Here is an 18,851-nt window from a genome sequence, read left to right as displayed (position 1 = left end):
TCTCTATGAAGGCGGCAAAAACCCCCCCCATTAAACTTTCGATTGTCGTACCATGCTATGATGAAGAAGCTACGCTTAGCCGGTGCGTCGATCGAGTCCTTGAATTGCAAGACGATCATTTATCAATAGAAATCATTATCGTTGATGATGCCTCTCGTGACAATAGTCTTGGGATTGCCAGGGACCTTGAGAAACGGTTCAAAGAAATCGTCGTTTTTCAACACGATAAAAACATGGGAAAAGGAGCAGCGCTGCGGACCGGTTTCAAAGCAGCAACCGGTGATTTTGTCGCCATCCAGGATGCCGATTTAGAATATAACCCAATGGAATTGAAAAACTTGCTTATCCCGCTCAAGGAAAATCAGGCCGACGTAGTCATCGGATCACGGTTTCTGTCTTCCGGTGCGCATCGTGTCCTTTATTTCTGGCATTCCCTTGGAAACCGGTTTCTCACGTTGCTGTCCAACATGTTTACGGACCTGAATCTGACCGATATGGAATCCTGTTATAAAGTCTTCAGACGAGAAATCATTCAACAAGTTGACCTAAAGGAGAACCGATTCGGGTTTGAACCTGAAATCGTTGCCAAGGTATCCCAGATGCGGGTTCGTGTCTTTGAAATTGGCATCTCTTACTCCGGCAGGACCTATGAGGAAGGTAAAAAAATAGGCGTTAAAGATGGTATCCGGGCATTGTATTGCATAATGAAATACAACGCTCATAAATCACCACTGCCGATGCAATTTTTAATTTATCTATTGATTGGCGGTACAGCAGCCTTGTTCAACCTGATAATTTTTTTGGGTATGTACAATACCGGCATCGATGCATCGATTTCAGCTCCAGTGGCTTTTGTTGCCGCTGCCGCCATCAATTACCTTCTGTGCATATTTATTTTGTTCAAACATCAAGCCAAGTGGACAGCACCCATGGAGTGGCTTACCTATGTTCTCGTCGTCGGCTGTGTGGCATGGGTTGACATGGCCGTGACCAGGTATCTTCTCACCATAGGTTATTCCCCGACTGTTTCCAAATTGACCGCCACTGGTATTGCGTTGATACTGAATTTTTTGGGCCGGCGCTTTGTGGTTTTTCCGGAAAAACCAAGCGGCCCGTGGCGTCCACAAAATCAGGGATAGGCAATTTGATTCTGAAATGCAGCCGCAAACTGAATATTATGGGCCATGCACCCACGATATTCACGGCTTTAATGGTGATCAACCATAATCCCGCCGGTCAATGCCCGCCATGAACCCCTATAAAAAAATGAAGGATACAGATATCCTAAACAGTTTGTACGAAAAAAGAGTATTGATTATTCTTCTTGTATTGCTTGGTTCGGCAATCCTCACACAGATTATCTATATTTCTTTTGGGCGCGTTCTGGTTGCGGATATTTATTACGAAAGATCATTCTCATTTTTAAATGACACGATGGCGAATCGAGCGCATTGGTCCCTGGAACGCTATTTTGCAAGGGCAGATCGCCTCGTGCATCAGTTCCACGCGGTAGTTGCTATATTACTGATAGTAACGATTTTTTATGCCTTTTCTAGAAAGATGGCGTATTTCTTCAGCACAAAAAAAATATTTTTTGTCGAATCTTTCCAGGGGGATTCGGAACCATGCGAAATTGCAAACGCCATTTCACGTCGTGCTGCAGGTGGTGCTCTTCTTCTGACACTGATTGTAGCCAGCGGCCCGCTATATTTTTCAAAATTCCCGCCGCTTCTCGATTACCCGTGGCATCTCGCCCGCATTTACATTCTTGACAATTGGCAGCAACTACCGCTGTTGCAGCGTTGGTATGATATACGTTCTTTCATCTTGCCCAACATAGGAATGGACCTCGTTACGCTCTCCCTGTCAAAAATATTTTCTGTTGAGTTGGCTGGCCGCATTTTCATTTTTATCGTCTTTGCCCTCATGGTAAGCGGTTCTATGTGTATTTACCGAGCTGTTTATTGTCATTATTCTTTGTGGCCCCTGGTGTCAGCTTTATTTTTATTTAATTCAATCTTCATATTTGGGTTCCTGAATTATCTGTTGGGTATCGGCCTGTTTCTGTGGGCGATTGGAATCTGGGTTCTCATCAGAAATTCCAATCCATTTTTACGTTTTTTTACGGGCACGGTTTTAACGACGGTCTTGTTTTTCTGCCACATCGCTGCGCTGGGGTTATTTGCAGTAACCATTGCCGGATATGAATGGCAGCGAAGCTGCCGTACGATTCTTACGAGCGAACAAACTGCCGACCGTGATCTTTTCATCGGAGCGGCAATTTTTTTCTTGCCATGCGTGTTGTATATCCTCTCTTCCACTTCCGATCATGTCCTCAGCCGAATTGTCTATGCGCAACCATGGTTCGGTCAAAAGTTGAGCACCTTCTTTATGTCATTGTTGACACGGAACTGGATGATAGATGCGCCAATGCTTGTCCTTTTGGCTTTGTTTTTTATTGGAATCAGACCGCTTGGGCGTATCCGCATAGCTAAGTCGATGTATTCTCCGATTGCAATGGTGTTAATTGCCTATTTTGTTCTGCCATACGATGGATTGCTATCCGGAGCCTACATCGATACCCGGATTCCCATTGCCATCGTTTTATTTGTAATCGGGTGCAGCCGGTTGATAGTGAAAAAGAAGGTGTGGCAGCGTGTGACGGAATATGGCCTGTTCTGCTTCCTGATATTCCAGTCTGTTTTTCTGTCTTACGATTGGCAAAAATATGAGGCAATCATTCAGGATTTTACGATGGTTTTCAGCCGGCTGCCCGCTGGCGCAATAATGTTTGTTACCAGTGGCGCAAAAGAACCGGTACCCGCTGGTGATCGGTTCCAGTGGCAGCCGCCGATACTCCATTTGGGTTCCCTGGCGACGCTTCAGCAAAATGTTTTCGTCCCCGTTACATGGGCACATCCGTCTAAACAGGCTATTGCCGTATCCGAACGATATGAGGCAATCAAGGCTTTTCAGGGAAATAGCCCCATTGAAATCAATACGGCTGAAGAATTGTCGAATTTCATCAGTCAAGCAAAGGGTTTGATCAACATGGCTGATTTCCCGGCAGATTCGGTCTTTCTTTTGGTCATTGATCCCAGGCAAATCCTATTTGAAGGCGTCAATCAGGCCAAGATCGTGGCATCCGGTTCGCGTTTTGCCCTTTTACACCTGCTTGTCTAACCGGGAGTTGCCCTGGATTCAGGTTTTAAAATCGAGAACGTCGTTTTTAACAAGGGCAGTTGCATTGGTATCGGCACACCAGAGGACATGATCCGTGCCATGGACGTTTATCTGCCTCACGATGCTATCGACCGGCCGATCTTAGCGACATGCAGGCGGCAGCCTTTCTGCCCTCGCGCAGCCCCGGTGTTGAATGGCTCCATTTAATTTCTACCTGCAGTCAATCATTCAGGAAGGATCGTAATATGAGAAGTGAGGCGACAACCGTAATCGAGCACAAGACGGGGTGGCAATTAATCGATCTGAAGGAACTGTTAGACTTCCGTGATCTTTTTTTATTCCTGGTCTGGCGCGATGTGAAGGTTCTGTATGCCCAGACCATCTTGGGATTTTTGTGGGCCATCTTGCAGCCCCTGGTTCAGATACTCCTATTCACCATCGTTTTTGGAAGGGTCGCCAAGATCCCCACGGATGGAATCCCCTACGTCCTTTTCACCACGGTTGCCGTCGTACCCTGGACCTACATGTCGCAGGCCATGGGGGCGTCGAGCCACAGTCTTTTAAGCGCGATGAATATGCTCGGGAAGGTCTATTTCCCCCGGCTGATATTCCCGATCATTCCTGTCCTCGCCAAACTGGTCGATTTCGGGATATCCATGTTGGTGGTGCTGGTGGTCGCCATTTACTACAAGGTGGCCCCCACGTGGAATCTATTGCTCTTTCCGTTTTTCATGGTGGTCATGATGTGCCTTTCCATCGGGGTGGGCACCTGGCTGTCAGCAATGGCCATCCGTTTTCGCGATGTCAAGCACGCGCTGCCGTTTGCCATTCGAATGCTCATGTATACAGCCCCAATCGTATATTCGGCATCAGCAATTCCTGAGAAGTACCGAATCCTCTATTCGTTAAACCCCGTGGTCGCGGTAATTGAAGGATTCAGGGCCTGCCTGCTCGGCACACCGTTTCCCTGGGCATACATCCTGCCGGGAATCGCGGTGACCGCCGTAATTGCCATCAGTGGCGCATTCTACTTCAAACGCATGGAGCATATCTTTGTCGATGTCATGTGACAGCCGATGAAAGTTTTAGTCGGTTCATACCCTTCATATTGATTTTTAGATGAACACATAGGCCTTACGTCCATAAGGATTTTAAATGATATCAAATGACATTGCGATAAAAGCGGACAATCTCAGTAAAATTTACCGTATCGGTGAAATGGAGTCCCGGCATGACAGCCTGGGCCAGGCGATGTTTGCTTTTTTGAAAAGCCCGTTGAAAAATTTTCAAAAGTACCGTTCGTTGTATCGGTTCGATGATATCGATAAGCTTCCGGAGAATGAAACCGCCAATATTATCTGGGCCTTAAAGAACCTCTCCTTCGAGGTGAAAAAAGGAGAGGCGCTGGGTATCATCGGCAAAAATGGGGCGGGCAAATCCACCCTGCTCAAGATTTTGTCGCGCATCACGGACCCAACCCATGGCCGCGTGGAAATCCATGGCCGAAATTCCAGCCTCCTTGAGGTGGGCACCGGTTTCCATCCTGAACTGACGGGCAGAGAAAATGTGTACTTGAATGGCACCGTGTTGGGCATGCGGAAGGGAGAAATCAAACAGAAATTTGATGAAATCGTTGAATTTTCCGGCGTGGGAAAATTTATCGATACGCCGGTCAAACGATATTCCAGCGGCATGTCCGTGCGTCTTGCCTTTGCCGTCGCCGCGCATCTGGAACCGGAGATTCTGATTGTCGATGAAGTATTGGCAGTCGGTGATGCAGAGTTCCAGATGAAGTGCATCGGTAAAATGAACAGCGTTACCCGGGGGGGGCGGACCGTTTTGTTCGTCAGCCACAACATGGGGGCGATCACCGAACTGTGCAGCCGGGTGCTGTGGATCGCCGATGGTGGGTTGAAGGCAGACGGTGCGGCATTGGATGTGGTGTCTGAATACCTGTCTTCGAATCCGCAGCAGGGAGAAAGTTTCTGGGAAGGGAAGCCGGAAGCCATGGCGCAATCCGGAAAGCAGGCATGGCTTAGGTGCGCGCGCGTCATCACCGATAACGGTGGTGAACCCTCATCCCTCGTTGGCTATGACGAAAACGCCAAAATAGAGATCGAATATGAAATAAAGCAAACCGCCAGGGCATTTAGAAGCTATATCATGCTAAGGGACGCCACAGGAAATCTCATATGGTCGTCTCACGACACGGATGAAACTGGTGGCGTGGGTCGCACCCGGGAGCCCGGCGTCTATTGCTCCACCTGCGTGTTTCCCAAGTCTGTTCTCCGGCCCGGTCAATATTATGTCTCCATTGGAATTTATGGAAAACCGACCGAGTACTTTGAAGAAGAGCATGTCGATGCCGTTCATTTCCAAATTTCCGAGGCGGGTTATAAATTTACCCGGGACAAGCGCAAGGGGCTCTTAACGCCGAATCTGCCATGGGAAATTACCTGTTTATAGACATGGCAGCATAACCCCGTCGGTTAAAAGAAAGTTTTGCAGGGTTATACAGCCGTATGAACCGGACCAAAATGCTCATATATTGAAAAAAGATTCCGTTTTTAGGCGAATTTTGCTTCGCTTTGTCTGCTCATGACGTAATACGACACCCATCAAGGCCTTACAACCGTCCCGGTACAAACGTATAGTCCCATAAGACGAATGGATGCTTGTCAATCTTAAAAAGTCTTTTGGGAAATCGATGCGTTGGCTCAGTTTTGCCAAAAAAAAGGAATTAAAAAAAGTGAGACCTATCGCATGCATCGTTTTGCCTACCTACAATGAGGCTGAAAATATAGAGTATGTGGTGGAAGGTATTTTCAGACAAGCGACAAAGATATCGTCACATGATCTTCATGTTCTCGTGGTAGATGATAATTCACCGGACAACACACAAGACAAAGTTAAAAATTTACAGAGTAAACATGAAAACCTGCACTTGATTTCCGGTCAAAAGAAGGGTTTGGGAGAGGCATACAAACGTGGTTTTGCGCATGCTCAAAATTTATTATCACCCGACCTGATATTTGAAATGGATGCGGATAGACAGCATGATCCTGAATTAATAGAGATTTTTGTTCTGTTGGCCAACCACGGTTTCGATTTAATTATCGGTTCACGATTTGCTCCTGGAGGATCGACTCCCGACTTTTCTTTCTGGCGGAAAACGATAAGTGTTCTGGGAAATTGGATTATCCGTTTCTTGGGAGGCATACCCAAGCTTCATGACTGCACCTCCGGTTTCAGATGCATTAAAGCGGACTATCTTACCAAATGTAATTTAAATTTCCTTTCTACCCGTGGCTATTCTTTTCAATCGTCTTTGTTGTGTGAGCTGCTTCGTAACGGGGCAAAAGTCATTGAAGTGCCGATTACTTTTCCCGATAGAATTCATGGAAAATCAAAGCTGTCATTAAGAGACCAAGTAGAATTCCTTATAAACATTGCAAAAATCAGGTTTCGGCAATCTGAAGAATTTGTAAAGTTTTGCATCGTTGGCTCTTCGGGAGTTCTTGTTAATCTTTCACTATACATAATTCTGACGCGCTTGTTTGAGATTAACTATAAAATTGCTTCCCCTGTTGCTATTGAATTATCAATTCTTTCAAATTTCTTTTTTAATCAAATCTGGACATTCAATAAGCGAACGGCAAATGGTTCTATACATACAAAACTGTTTAAATTTCATTTTGTCGCTGGTTTAGCTGGCCTATTCAACTATTTAACCTTTATCGCCTTGTTGGATTTTCTCAATTTTCATGACATAGCCGCAAATCTTATCGGCATAGGCGTTGGTACAGTCATCAATTACTTTCTAAATTCATTATGGACATGGCGTGAAGTCAATCTCCAACACATGTCGCCACAACAGGATTAAAAAAATAATATGTCTTCCAAAAGTATGATCGATTCTTTTAGAATAAACTCTCTGTTTTTCCTAAGAGAGAATTTGGAAACAGGGTGTTGTCTCTATGATCAAGCGACGCTTTAAAAAGTTTGTTGGTGAAAGATTGACAACGGCAATTTCTTTTTTCCTGAGCGTTTACCGATATCGCGTCGCGTTGATGCCCGCCCAAAAGACGGGGGGGCGGTTTAGAATATTCCTCCAAAGCGCCTGGGACGTTTTCATCAACAAACGGAAAATATTGTTCTATCCCGAGGGTCCGCGGGATTTCCATGCCATCTACAAACTGCTTTTGTTTCTGGGGTATCACATCACATCCGATCCCCGCGACTCATATCGCATGGCCATCCAATGGTGGCTCGCTTTCGATGGGAACCCATACGCACCCCAAAACCGGCTGGCCGAGATCGTGGGCACCCGTCGGAATGGCTGCCAGGTGCTCAATCTTCAAGGCAACGACATCAGTAAAAACAATGTCAACGCCACCTTTGCGGAGGTTTTTGGTTATTCCCTGGCGGTCGACCCGCGCAGCCATGTCGGTCAATGTGTCATGAAATTGAACTGGAATGCCCTGCACAAAGGCAAGGTGATCGACTGCCCGGCGGAACCTGTCGATGAAGATGTGGTTTATCAGCGGCTCGTTCGAAACGAAACCGATGATGGTTTCGTCGAGGATATCAGAGTTCCCGTTTTCAGGGACAAGATACCTTTTGTCTACCTTAAATACAGGGCGGTCGGAGACCGGCTGGTTGACCGCCTGCACACCAACACCAAAGCGATTACTGCCGAAACCGATGACGTTTTGAGCGAAGCGGAACAAACCGACATTTGCCGGTTTTGCAGAAAAATGGGGCTGGACTACTGTGAGGTCGACGTGCTGAGGGACCGCGAAAACGGCCGGATTTATATTGTTGATGCCAACAACACGCCATCCGGGCCACCCAGTCCGATCAGTGACGATGATGGCAGGATTGCGGTTATCCGACTGGCCAAAGCATTCCAGGAAACCTTCGGGGGAAAGCACGCATGCTGACGAAAGTCCATGGTTTTGAATCTGGCTGGCGATACGGTAGATGATTTCTCGCGTGATCACCCACGTCCAGACCCGCGCACCGGTGGCGGCGTTGACCTTCGATGATGGCCCCCACCCGGATTCAACGCCCCGGGTCCTTGATGTTCTGGGGAAATTTGGGGTCCGGGCCACCTTTTTCATGATTGGCCAGAAGGCCAGACAATATCCTCAAATCGTTCGAATGGTGGCGGAGGCCGGGCACGCCATCGGCAACCATGCCTGGCAACATACCAATTTAACCAAAATCCGATCCCGATTGCGCAGGCTGAAGCAACTGTTGGCCTGTGCCAGGGCGACCGCCCCATACCACCAGCGCATTTTTCGACCGCCCTACGGGGCCCACGATCGTTCGATACTGCTCGATGCCATGTTGCTCCGGTACAAGGTCATCCTGTGGAACGCCTCCGCCCAGGATTGGACCTTTCAAGGGCCTGAAGATATCGCCCAAAAGATGATCTCCCGCATCACCCCGGGGAGCATATTCCTTCTTCACGACGCGATCAGTGCTGAAAAAAAAGAGGGTATCGAGAGGGATCGCCAGACCATGCTCAGCGGTCTCGAACGGGCCCTGTCTGCGATGGCATCGAAGATGCAATTTGTCACGGTGCCCGAACTGCTGCGGTATGGTCCGCCGGGCAGCAAGTGGCCGCTTCAGTAAATGGTCATGGGACTTCCAAACGACAACCTTGAAAAGGCCGTTTTTAGGTTATGGGTTTAAAAGCATATCTTAAAGATTCTTTATTGCTGTCGGCGTATCGCCGCATCCGGCAGTGCCTCGGTGATATCCGGAGGGAGCGGCAAGAGAAAGAAAAGGGGCGCAAGAAAGTCATCTCCCTGGTCCCGAAAGGCCCCTCCAGAGGCAAGGCCCTTGTATCCTATATCATCGATGGATTGCTTCTGGAACCGGGAGAACAAATACCAAAAACACACACCAACATCTGGCAGTCCGTCCAGATCGCCAAGACGTTTGTCGAACTCGGTTATGAAGTGGATTTCATTCACTACACCAACCACAGCTTCGTTCCCAGGGAAAACTATTCGTTTTTTGTCGATGTGCGGCACAACCTTCAACGGCTCGCACCGCTCTTGAACGAGGACTGCATTAAAATCATGCACATCGACCATGCGCACATCCTGTTTCACAATGCCGCCGAGGCGGGTCGGCTCCTGGCATTGCAGCAGCGGCGGGGAATCACCCTGCGGCCCAGAAGATTCGAGATGCCGAACCTGGGGATCGAGCACGCCGATGTGGCCACCACCTCAGGAAATGATTTTACCATCAACACCTTCGCCTATGCGAAAAAGAAAATATTCAAACTGCCCGTTCCCTGCGGAATCATGCACGACCTGCCTGCCAGAGACTACGATAAGATTCGAAACCATTTTCTCTGGTTCAGCAGCAGCGCACCGGTCCACAAGGGGCTTGATTTGGCCCTGGACGCCTTTAAGGATATGCCCGACTGTCATTTAACCGTATGCGGCCCGGTGGAAAGAGATGCTGATTTTGTCAACGCCTATCACGAAGAACTTTATAAGACGGCCAACATCGATGCCATCGGCTGGGTTCCCCTCGACAGTGATGCGTTTAAAGAAGTTACCGCCTCCTGCGTTGCCGTGTTGCACTTAAGCTGTTCAGAGGGCGGCGGCGCCTCCGTAAAAATGTGCCTGCATACCGGTCTCATTCCGGTTGTCAGCTACGAGTCGAGTATCGATGCGGACGATTTCGGTTTTGTGCTGAGGGAGTGTTCCCTGTCCACCATCAAAAATACCATCAGGCATATTTCACTGCTTCCCGCAAACCAGCTGGAAGATCGATGCCGCCAATCCTGGGAATATGCCCGGCGGCATCATACCAGGGAAAATTTTACCAGCACGTACCGCCGGGTCATCACCGAAATCATGGAAGACACTCAAAGAAATTGAAACCCTGACGGTGGCCTAATGGAAATGGAAATCAAACTCAGCGTCATCATTCCCTGCCTCAATGCAGAGGCCACCTTGCCGGCACAGTTGACCGCATTGGCGGCTGAAAAAGAACCTGGGCCATGGGAATTGATCGTCGCTGACAACGGGTCCACGGATCGTTCCATCGCGGTTGCTAGATCCTATAAAGATAGTTTTCAATTTTTCAATATCGTCGATGCCTCCGATCGCAGGGGGGCGGCGCATGCCAGGAATGTCGGGGTGTCTGTGGCGCGGTCTGACCATATCGCCTTTTGCGATGCCGATGATGAAGTGGCCCCCGGCTGGGTCGCCCGCATGTCGGCGGGGCTCAGTTCGCATGAGGTCGTATACGGTCGATTCCGGTTTGAGAAGTTCAACGATCCGCATGCGGCTCAACGCGCCAACAAGCTGTGGGAAGACGGGCTCTTTAAGGGACGATTCCTGCCCGGCGGCGGTTCAGGCAACCTGGGGGTTCGTCGAATGGTTCATGAGGCGATCGGCGGGTTCGATGAATCCCTGCCACGATCGGAAGATGCCGACTACTACTGGCGTCTCCAGCTGGAAGGCTTCGATCTCCACTTTATTCCCGATGCCGTCGTCCAGGTTCGACGGGAACGGGTAAATCCTTCCCTGCACGATCGGTTTCGCCGGAGAAGAGATACGGTGGCCTCCAATTACTGGAGCTATAAACGATACAGACACCTGGGAATGCTTCCCCCGCCATCTCTGAAAACGTCGCTGTCGGTTTGGTTGGGGTTGATCAAAAGCCTGGTGCGGTTACGAATAAACACCCGCCAAAAAAGAAGGGCATGGGTAAAACAGTGGGTTGAACAGACCGGCGAACTCGTCGGGCAGCTCCAGGGACGGTTGCTGAACCCCTGCCAACCCTATTACCCGGGCAACAAGGCCCTCAAAACGAAAATGGGCTCAAACGCACCGTTTATGTCCAATCAACGTGCCGGTTAAGACCGATGTCCACCGGGTGTGGCCGACCCCGATCGTAATTATAGGGTTGGCTCTGGTTCCGGATTTTTTATTACCTTTGCGCATTGCGGCCAATAAGGAGATATACATGGCAAAAAAAGTTGTCATCCGGGGAATGGTGGTGATCTTCATCGGTGCCGCGGTGTTGATTTCCCTGGCCATCTTCAAACCCTCGGCAATCATTAAGCCGTTGAAGATGCTGAAGCGCCACATTTCTTTTCTAGATTCAGGGCGGGAAATTACTTACACCAAAAAGAAGATCGATTTTTCAATCGGCATCCTTGTCGGAAAAGACCCGTTTCACCTCACCGAAACCCAAGCGATAGCCAATCCGGTAATAACCGCTGAAGATATCGACGATGTCGATGCGAGCTTTGTTGCGGACCCATTTATGATCCACGAAAAAAACACCTGGTATATGTTCTTCGAGGTAATGAACAAAACATCAAAGAATGGCGACATCGGTGTTGCGACAAGTATGGACGGCATTAAATGGACATATCAACAGATCGTTCTGGATGAACCCTTTCACCTCTCCTATCCCCACGTCTTCTCTCATGAAAACAGCTACTATATGATTCCGGAGACCAGCGTTGAAAAAGAGCTTAGATTGTACAAATCAACTGATTTCCCCGCTGACTGGCGATATGAGGCAACGCTGCTCAGCGGATTGGAGTTCGCCGATTCAACGATTTTCCAATATGGGGGCAAATGGTATATCTTTTCGGAGACAGACCCGGTGGGATTCGGGGAACTGCGCCTCTATTATGCCGACAACCTGCTGGGTCCGTGGGTCGAGCATCCGTCTTCGCCCATCATCAGCGGCGACGAGAACATTGCCCGACCGGCAGGAAAGGTGCTTTTTTACCAGGACAAGCTGTTCAGGGTGGCCCAAGATGACTGGCCGACCTATGGAAACGACGTCAGAATATTCCAGATCGATGTGCTGACCGCTACCGACTATGCGGAGCACGAGTTATGTGATCTGCCCGAACTTCAGGCCGAGGCGGTGCCTGTCGGCCTAAAAACGCCGGCCTGGCGGCTGGATGGCTTTCATCAGCTCGATCTCCATCAGCTGGGCGAAGACGAATGGATCGCCTGTATCGATGGCGCAAGCCGGCAGTCCATATCCCGACAACTGGTGATCAAGTTTCGCGTCCCTTTCACTAAAGAAAAAATTATATCAGGTCGTTGGGCCCGCCCGCAATAATCAGGGATTACTCAACCGGATACCGTTAAGGTCATGATACCAAATGAACGCTTTTAAAATCCCTCAGGAGCTCGCAGAAAAACTGTTGTACCGGCGCCAGTTTATCTTCGGTCCGCGCTTCGTCGAACCGCTCCCATCCTGGGAACACCTTAAAATTGGCGATACCCTTTTTGCGACCATTCACCCGGATTTGAATGTTGTCCATAAGGCGTCGGGGGCGTCCTCGATCACGCTTTTAGGATTCGTACTCGATCCTGACAAACCTGAGGCGACCGACAGCGATATCATCGACGGGTTGTTGGATAAGCTGGATACGGGGTTCCCCCTCTCCAAACTGATTGAAACGACCGATGGCTTCGGCGGCCGCTGGCTGTTAATCGTCTGCCACGGCGGGGATCGAATTCTGTTTAACGACGCCTGCGGCTATCGAACCGCCTATTATACCGATTTTAAACGGAACAGTGAGTTCTGGTGCGCATCCCAGCCGGGTCTTTTCGCCTTGGTCATGGATCTTGTACCGGATCCGGACGCCCTGGACTTCCTGGACCTTGAAAAGCACAACCACTTCGGAAACAACGAATATTTTATGCTGGGGGACAGCACTCCCTATTCCAACCTGAAACACCTGCTGCCAAATCACTACCTGAGCATCGACAAAAAGAAAACGGTCAGGTTCTGGCCGCGTAAAAAAGTGGCCCCGGTCAGCCTCGACCATTGTGTGGATTTTTGCACAAAGAAACTCCAGCGACTGATGCAGGCAGCGCATCTTCGCTATAAACTGGCTTCGTCCCTAACCTCGGGCAGAGACTCCCGTGTTCTTGCTGCAGCCGCGAGACCCCTGGTCAAGGACATCTACTTTTTTTCCAAGTTCTTCTGGGGGCAGGATAAAAACAACCCGGACAGCGTGATTCCTAAAACTTTGTTGAAAGCACTGGACCTTGAACACCATGTCATCGACTGTAAAAAAGAGTGCCGGCGCCCGCTGCGGGCGCTGTACGAAAAACATGTCGACAACGCCCATGAGTCATACCAGTGCATGATCCAGGGAATGAGCGATCAATTCCCCCAGCACATGGTGTGGGTCAAGGGCAACGCGATCCCCATAACCAAACGCGTCTACCAGAAAAAATTGAAGCACCATCGAATCACCGCACGAAACCTGTCAAAAGCCATCGGTGCCGCCAACAATGACTTTGCCGTAAAAGAGATCGATAAATGGATGGCAGGCGCCAATAACAATCACGGTGTGGAATTGCTGGACCTGTTTCAGTGGGAAAACAAGGAAGGCAACTGGCAGGCATACACCCAACTTGAATTTGATCTCGTGGTGGGCGAGATCTTTGTGCCGTATAATTGCCGGGTCATCCTTGAAACGATGCTCGCTTTGGATCCTGTATACCGTATGCCCCCGGAGTTCAGGATGCACACGGCGATGATGGCAAAACTGTGGCCTGAATTGCTGCAGCAGCCCGTAAATCCCCCGCCGGTTCACAAAAAGAAGCCACGGCCACGGGTGCTGTTGAAGCGCTATGTCACCAACCAATTGATAAGCTGTTCCGGACTGTCCAGGCTCGGGAGAATCGCCGCCTGGCTGTTGAGACAGATCTCGATGCCCTATTACGGTATGGCGAATTTGGCCAGGATGCACCCGAAAGGCTTTATTTCGCCCTATGCAGACATTCAGCATCCCCGCCTCAAATTGGGTCGCCACGTTCTGATCGATGACCGCGTGACCATCTATCAAAGCAAAGACGGCGGCTACGTCCGGTTGGGAGACCGTGTCCACATTTACCGGGATACCATCATTCAGACCGGTCAAAACGGGCGGGTTGTCCTGGCGGACAACCTGGTTATTCAACCCCGTTGTCAATTTTCAGCCTATGTCGGCAGCATCGTTATCGGCCGGGGCGTGCAAATCGCCCCCAATTGTGCGTTTTACCCATACAACCATGGTACGGCAGCCGATATACCGATGAAAGAACAGCCATTGACATCCAACGGGGACATCATCATCGAGGATGATGTCTGGTTGGGCGTCGGCACGACGGTCCTGGATGGCGTCCGGATCGGAAAGGGGGCGGTCATCGGTGCCGGTTCCGTGGTGACCGGGGATATCCCGGCAATGGCCATCGCTGCCGGGGCTCCGGCCCGTGTCATCAAAATGCGTCAGAAGCTGGATGACCCTTCAGGGCATCCGCATTGACATGCAAGCCGCACGAAAGTGGTGTGCATCAAATCCCAGCCCATTAAAAAAAATGAAAATAAAAAAACCATCAAACGCATATTGTCTGTAAAGTCGGGGAAAAAAAATCCTTTCATCGACACCTATGAGTTGCCTTCCCTCAGTCCGCCGGCCACAACGACCGCCGAATCGATCAGGGGAAAAGGCTGCAAGCCTGCAATTCTTATCCAGGGCGTGATGCCGCGCTGCGGCAGCAACTATGTCGGCAAGCTCCTGTCCTACCATCCGGACATTTGCCCCTATCCAAACGAAATCCATGAATTTCCGGTGCTGAAGCATGCCGATGACCTCCTGCGAATGCAGGATCGTTTTTTTTCAACCTATGGGCACAACAAAACGCGTATGGGCCCGATCGATTTCCTGCCCCTGTTCGGTTCGTCCATGATCGCCTACCTCCAATCGTTTTCGCCGGAGAAGAAAAGGCTGCTTCTCAAAACGCCGTATGTGGATAATTTGAACCTGTTTTTCTCGCTTTTTCCCCATGAACACTTGGTCATTGTTCTAAGGGACGGCAGGGATGTCGTTAGATCGACGATGAAAACCTGGCCCGGAAAATATGCGTTTGACCGGTTGTGCCGATCCTGGGATTCAAGTGCAAAAAAAATACTGAGGTTCCATGCGTTTCATGCAGAGGCGGATAGGCCATACCTGCTGGTGAAATTTGAAGACGTGTTTCACGACCCGCATCGGTTTGTCTCGGATGCCTGTGAAAAATTCAATTTAAATGAACGCGTGTACCCTTACGAGAAGATAAACCAGACGCCGGTAATCGGATCTTCGTCGCTGAAGAGCGAAGGCAAGGTAACCTGGAAGGGCGTTCAAAAGCCGAAGAACTTCAATCCCACTGGTCGATGGAAGGCATGGCCGTTGAAAAAAAAGAAAATTTTCGGAAAATACGCCGGGGATACGCTCAGACAAGCGGGTTATTGGTCGGATTTTGAATGGGTAAAGTAGAAGTTCTTTTAAGCCACAGCCATCTTGGGTAAAGAGAGAATTGGTTTTGAAAAACGAGCCGTTGGTCAGCATCGTTACGCCGGTATTCAACGGTGAAAAATATATAGCGGAATGCATCGAAAGTGTGTTGAAGCAATCATACCAGAATTGGGAATATGTTCTCGTCGATAACTGCAGCAATGATGATTCGCTCGCAATTATAAACAGCTATCTAAAAAAGGACGCAAGGGTCAGCGTCCACAGCAATGCCCGGTTTTTAGATTTGCTGCCGAACTGGAATCATTCCATGCGCCAGATCTCTCCAGACAGCAAATACTGCAAGATCGTCCATGCAGACGATTGGCTTTTCCCGGAATGCATCCAAAGGATGGTCCTCCAGGCCGAACGGTATCCTTCGGCGGGCATTGTCAGCGCATACCGGATCGACGAGAACCGGGTCAATCTTGATGGGCTGCCCCCGGACATTGAGTTTTTATCCGGCCGTGATGCCTGCAGACAGTTTTTCCTGAACCGGGTGTACCTTTTTGGATCACCCTCTTCCCTATTGTTCCGATCGGATCTCATAAGGGGGCGCGATCCTTTTTACAATGAGGAGAACATCCATGCCGATCAGGAAATTTGTTTCGACCTTTTAAGAACGTCTGATTTCGCTTTTGTTCACCAAGTGCTCACCTATACGCGCCGCCACAATGAGGCCAACACAACGCGAACCCGATATTTCCAGACCTTCCTGCTTGGCAACCTGTTGGTCCTGCACCGATATGGAAGAGATTTCTTGGATGATGCGGAATTTGCCAGTGTATGCAATAACTTTTTGAAAGTATACTACCGCGTGGTCGGAACGTTTGTTCTGGGTTTGCGAAAAAAAGCGAACTGGCCCCACAGGCATGAATTTTTCAGGTTTCATCGCAATTATTTAAGCAAAATCGGCCTGCCTCTCAGCAGGTTGGGGATATTTTTCGGAACGATGGCCATTTTTTATAATCGCTGTTTGGGCAGGGTAAAGATAAAATAGACGTGGATTCAGCAGCTTCAAAATTGAATATCGGATATGTGTATGGGTTTGACAGTTTTCCGTGTGCGGGCGGCGGCGCGATTCACGTCCATAACCTGATTGCCCAATTGACCGGCCTGGGGTGCAGGATCCATACCTTCGAGCCGGAGAGCGATCCTGTGTGCAGCGTCTATCCTGTGGACGAGAAGGGTGTCGACGCGTTCCTTTCAAAGATCGATCTGCTCTACATGCGCATGGACGGATGGTATTTATCCCAAAGCCCTTTAAAACTCAAATGCATGGACAAGATTGGTTCAAAACCGCTTGTGTGGGAGATCAATTCGTCGGCGGAAGAGCTGGTTATCCGGAATGGACAATCCTCGGATGCTTCCCGGCACAAAGGTCTGCTGGAGAGGATACAATCGTTCCGAAGAATGCGCAGACTCAAGGCGGCCGTGAGAAAGGATGAACAGCTCCGGTGCAGTTACGCCAGGGATGTCTCTGCAGCCTGTTGCGTGTCCAGCGCACTGATGGGGTACGCCCAAAAAGATCTGAAGATAGACCGCTGCCGGGTCATTCCAAACGGCTCCGACCCGGATTTTTTCAGCCCTTCACATAAGGATGACAGCCTTTTTTCCGATTACCGTGATTGCTTTAAAGTCATTTATGCCGGGGATTCGCGTTGGCCCTGGCAGGGTTTTCCGATTATCGTCGAATTGGCCGACTACGCTTTGGAAAGGGACCCTGAGATTTTATTTGTCGTGCTGGACAATTCCCCGCATCTTAAAAAAATCGATAAAAAAAATATTTTGCTCTTCAACCAGGTTCCCTATGATGAGGTCCCGAAATACATGGCCAGCGCCGATGCCTGCCTGTGCCTCTATGGTGACTTTTCCTGGTCTCACTTAGGTTTTCATTTATCGCCGTTAAAGCTTTTCGATTACATGGCTTCCGGGAAACCGGTAATCGGCTCAAAAATGGGCCAGATTGCCGAAGTCATCGACGACGGGAAAGATGGGTTTTTGACATCCAATGCGGTGTCGGAGATCTACCAAACCATAGCGATGGTTAAAAAAGATCCGGATTTGGCAGAAAAGGCAGGGCAACGTACCCGGCAAAAAATTATCAATGAATTGAGCTGGAACCATACCGCCAGGCACACTTATTCTGTTTTTCAATCGGTGTTAGATCAGCAAGGTCCCTAAAAACAACTGCACTTTGGCTACTCAGCAGTCTGGTTTTCTCACAATGCGTTGTTCCTATTTTGTATGTTCTGACCGGCGGGTGCCTGCAAGTATGGCGGTCTAAAAATGCGATGAATGAATCATTGCCACTCGCCCATAGAAAAAATCCGGAGTGCATGCGCCGAAAGTAAAATCCCCGAAATTCAAAAAGCATTGCCTATATGGTTAAACAACATAAAAAACAACCTTTTTAACCACCGCAAACCAAATTATGGACTTCAGCATCATTATCTGTACATTCAATGGGTCGAAAAGATTGCCGCTTTCTTTAGAGAGCATTAAACGGTTAGTGGTCCCTGAAAAGTCAACAGGTGAGCTGATCGTGGTGGACAACAACTCGACGGATAGGACACGGTCGGTTGTCGAATCGTTCGGCCCCGATATGCCATTTCCCGTCAGGTATTGTTTTGAGCCCCTCCAGGGATTGTCCTATGCGCGCAATACAGGCATAAAGCAAGCGGCAGGGGAAGTGGTTGTCTTTACCGATGACGATTGCATCGTGGAACCAAATTGGATCGTGGAGATTCTAACTGAATTCCGCAATGATCCTGACCTCATGGTTTTGGGTGGGCGGGTGGAACTCTATAACAAGAAGGATAAGCCGGTAACCCTTCGTCGCCTTAATGAAAAACGATCATTTTCTTCTGCGATTCAAACTTTTACCCTTTTGCCCGGGTGCAATATGGCTTTTCGAAAAGTCGTGTCCGACACTATAGGGCTGTTTGATGTCAATTACGGTGCCGGCAGGAAAATCCCCTCGGCGGAGGACTCGGATTTTTTCTATCGGGCATACGGCAAGGGTTATAAGATGGCCTATTTCCCCAATATTCTGATTTACCACAATCACGGCCGCCGAACCGATATGCAGGTGGATAAACTTACGAGGGGGTACGTGATCGGTCAGGGGGCCTTTTACTGCAAGCACATATTCAAAGGTGATTTCACTGCTGGACACCTATTTCTAATAGAACTCAAGCGCAATGTTAAAACAATTTTACTTAATTTTTCTCACTATCAGGCCGCCGTTAAGTCTTTTAACCGGCTTTGTGCGTTGATGACCGGCTTCTGGTATCAACTGTCCGTTTTGTTAAAAAAAGCAAAAGCCAGATAACCG

At 49.2% G+C, this 18,851-nt stretch carries 15 protein-coding genes; all 15 read left to right on the top strand.

Annotated elements, in window-relative coordinates; all coding sequences use genetic code 11:
• The first annotated feature begins 5 nt into the window (after positions 1-5).
• The 15 genes from ACHZBS_RS08130 to ACHZBS_RS08060 all read left to right on the top strand — a co-directional run bounded on the left by ACHZBS_RS08130 (position 6) and on the right by ACHZBS_RS08060 (position 18,848).
• The gene (locus tag ACHZBS_RS08130) at positions 6-1,139 is read left to right on the top strand and encodes a bifunctional glycosyltransferase family 2/GtrA family protein (RefSeq protein ID WP_319405996.1); all 1,134 of its coding nucleotides are present in this window, start codon (positions 6-8) and stop codon (positions 1,137-1,139) included.
• Positions 1,140-1,248: 109 nt separating this feature from the next.
• Entirely contained in the window at positions 1,249-3,183 is a 1,935-nt protein-coding gene (locus ACHZBS_RS08125; protein ID WP_319405995.1) for a hypothetical protein, read from the top strand.
• Positions 3,184-3,428: 245 nt separating this feature from the next.
• Positions 3,429-4,253 (top strand): ABC transporter permease, encoded by an 825-nt coding sequence (locus tag ACHZBS_RS08120; RefSeq protein WP_319405994.1) that lies wholly within the window; start codon positions 3,429-3,431, stop codon positions 4,251-4,253.
• A gap of 85 nt (positions 4,254-4,338) precedes the next feature.
• Positions 4,339-5,649 (top strand): ABC transporter ATP-binding protein, encoded by a 1,311-nt coding sequence (locus ACHZBS_RS08115; RefSeq protein ID WP_319405993.1) that lies wholly within the window; start codon positions 4,339-4,341, stop codon positions 5,647-5,649.
• Between the two features lie 205 nt (positions 5,650-5,854).
• The gene (locus tag ACHZBS_RS08110; protein WP_319405992.1) at positions 5,855-7,066 is read left to right on the top strand and encodes a glycosyltransferase family 2 protein; all 1,212 of its coding nucleotides are present in this window, start codon (positions 5,855-5,857) and stop codon (positions 7,064-7,066) included.
• 133 nt (positions 7,067-7,199) lie between these two features.
• Positions 7,200-8,126 (top strand): hypothetical protein, encoded by a 927-nt coding sequence (locus ACHZBS_RS08105; protein WP_319405991.1) that lies wholly within the window; start codon positions 7,200-7,202, stop codon positions 8,124-8,126.
• A gap of 40 nt (positions 8,127-8,166) precedes the next feature.
• Positions 8,167-8,823, top strand: a complete 657-nt coding sequence (locus ACHZBS_RS08100) for a polysaccharide deacetylase family protein (protein WP_319405990.1) — start codon at positions 8,167-8,169, stop codon at positions 8,821-8,823.
• Positions 8,824-8,873: 50 nt separating this feature from the next.
• Positions 8,874-10,088, top strand: coding sequence for a glycosyltransferase (locus ACHZBS_RS08095; protein ID WP_319405989.1), 1,215 nt, complete (start codon positions 8,874-8,876; stop codon positions 10,086-10,088).
• An 18-nt stretch (positions 10,089-10,106) separates the two neighbouring features.
• On the top strand, positions 10,107-11,075 hold the full coding sequence (locus ACHZBS_RS08090; protein WP_319405988.1) for a glycosyltransferase family A protein: 969 nt from the start codon (positions 10,107-10,109) through the stop codon (positions 11,073-11,075).
• A gap of 106 nt (positions 11,076-11,181) precedes the next feature.
• Positions 11,182-12,303: a hypothetical protein gene (locus tag ACHZBS_RS08085; protein ID WP_319405987.1), complete on the top strand. Its 1,122-nt coding sequence runs from the start codon at positions 11,182-11,184 to the stop codon at positions 12,301-12,303.
• 43 nt (positions 12,304-12,346) lie between these two features.
• Positions 12,347-14,506 carry an acyltransferase gene (locus ACHZBS_RS08080; protein WP_319405986.1) on the top strand — a complete coding sequence of 720 codons (2,160 nt, stop codon included), beginning with the start codon at positions 12,347-12,349 and terminating at the stop codon, positions 14,504-14,506.
• Positions 14,507-14,527: 21 nt separating this feature from the next.
• Entirely contained in the window at positions 14,528-15,499 is a 972-nt protein-coding gene (locus tag ACHZBS_RS08075; protein ID WP_319405985.1) for a sulfotransferase, read from the top strand.
• Positions 15,500-15,545: 46 nt separating this feature from the next.
• The gene (locus ACHZBS_RS08070) at positions 15,546-16,514 is read left to right on the top strand and encodes a glycosyltransferase (protein ID WP_319405984.1); all 969 of its coding nucleotides are present in this window, start codon (positions 15,546-15,548) and stop codon (positions 16,512-16,514) included.
• 23 nt (positions 16,515-16,537) lie between these two features.
• Entirely contained in the window at positions 16,538-17,698 is a 1,161-nt protein-coding gene (locus tag ACHZBS_RS08065; protein WP_319405983.1) for a glycosyltransferase, read from the top strand.
• Between the two features lie 250 nt (positions 17,699-17,948).
• Entirely contained in the window at positions 17,949-18,848 is a 900-nt protein-coding gene (locus ACHZBS_RS08060) for a glycosyltransferase (RefSeq protein ID WP_319405982.1), read from the top strand.
• The last annotated feature ends 3 nt before the right edge of the window (positions 18,849-18,851 follow it).

It is taken from the genome of uncultured Desulfosarcina sp. (assembly GCF_963664155.2).
Taxonomy (GTDB): domain Bacteria; phylum Desulfobacterota; class Desulfobacteria; order Desulfobacterales; family Desulfosarcinaceae; genus Desulfosarcina.
This window is presented reverse-complemented; position numbering and strand designations above follow the sequence as displayed.

What these genes read in the sequence shown, in the direction of transcription:
- ACHZBS_RS08130 (WP_319405996.1), top strand. Translation starts at nt 6, where the DNA reads ATGAAGGCGGCAAAAACCCCCCCCATTAAACTTTCGATTGTCGTACCA.
- ACHZBS_RS08125 (WP_319405995.1), top strand. Translation starts at nt 1,249, where the DNA reads ATGAACCCCTATAAAAAAATGAAGGATACAGATATCCTAAACAGTTTG.
- ACHZBS_RS08120 (WP_319405994.1), top strand. Translation starts at nt 3,429, where the DNA reads ATGAGAAGTGAGGCGACAACCGTAATCGAGCACAAGACGGGGTGGCAA.
- ACHZBS_RS08115 (WP_319405993.1), top strand. Translation starts at nt 4,339, where the DNA reads ATGATATCAAATGACATTGCGATAAAAGCGGACAATCTCAGTAAAATT.
- ACHZBS_RS08110 (WP_319405992.1), top strand. Translation starts at nt 5,855, where the DNA reads ATGCTTGTCAATCTTAAAAAGTCTTTTGGGAAATCGATGCGTTGGCTC.
- ACHZBS_RS08100 (WP_319405990.1), top strand. Translation starts at nt 8,167, where the DNA reads ATGATTTCTCGCGTGATCACCCACGTCCAGACCCGCGCACCGGTGGCG.
- ACHZBS_RS08095 (WP_319405989.1), top strand. Translation starts at nt 8,874, where the DNA reads ATGGGTTTAAAAGCATATCTTAAAGATTCTTTATTGCTGTCGGCGTAT.
- ACHZBS_RS08090 (WP_319405988.1), top strand. Translation starts at nt 10,107, where the DNA reads ATGGAAATGGAAATCAAACTCAGCGTCATCATTCCCTGCCTCAATGCA.
- ACHZBS_RS08085 (WP_319405987.1), top strand. Translation starts at nt 11,182, where the DNA reads ATGGCAAAAAAAGTTGTCATCCGGGGAATGGTGGTGATCTTCATCGGT.
- ACHZBS_RS08080 (WP_319405986.1), top strand. Translation starts at nt 12,347, where the DNA reads ATGAACGCTTTTAAAATCCCTCAGGAGCTCGCAGAAAAACTGTTGTAC.
- ACHZBS_RS08060 (WP_319405982.1), top strand. Translation starts at nt 17,949, where the DNA reads ATGGACTTCAGCATCATTATCTGTACATTCAATGGGTCGAAAAGATTG.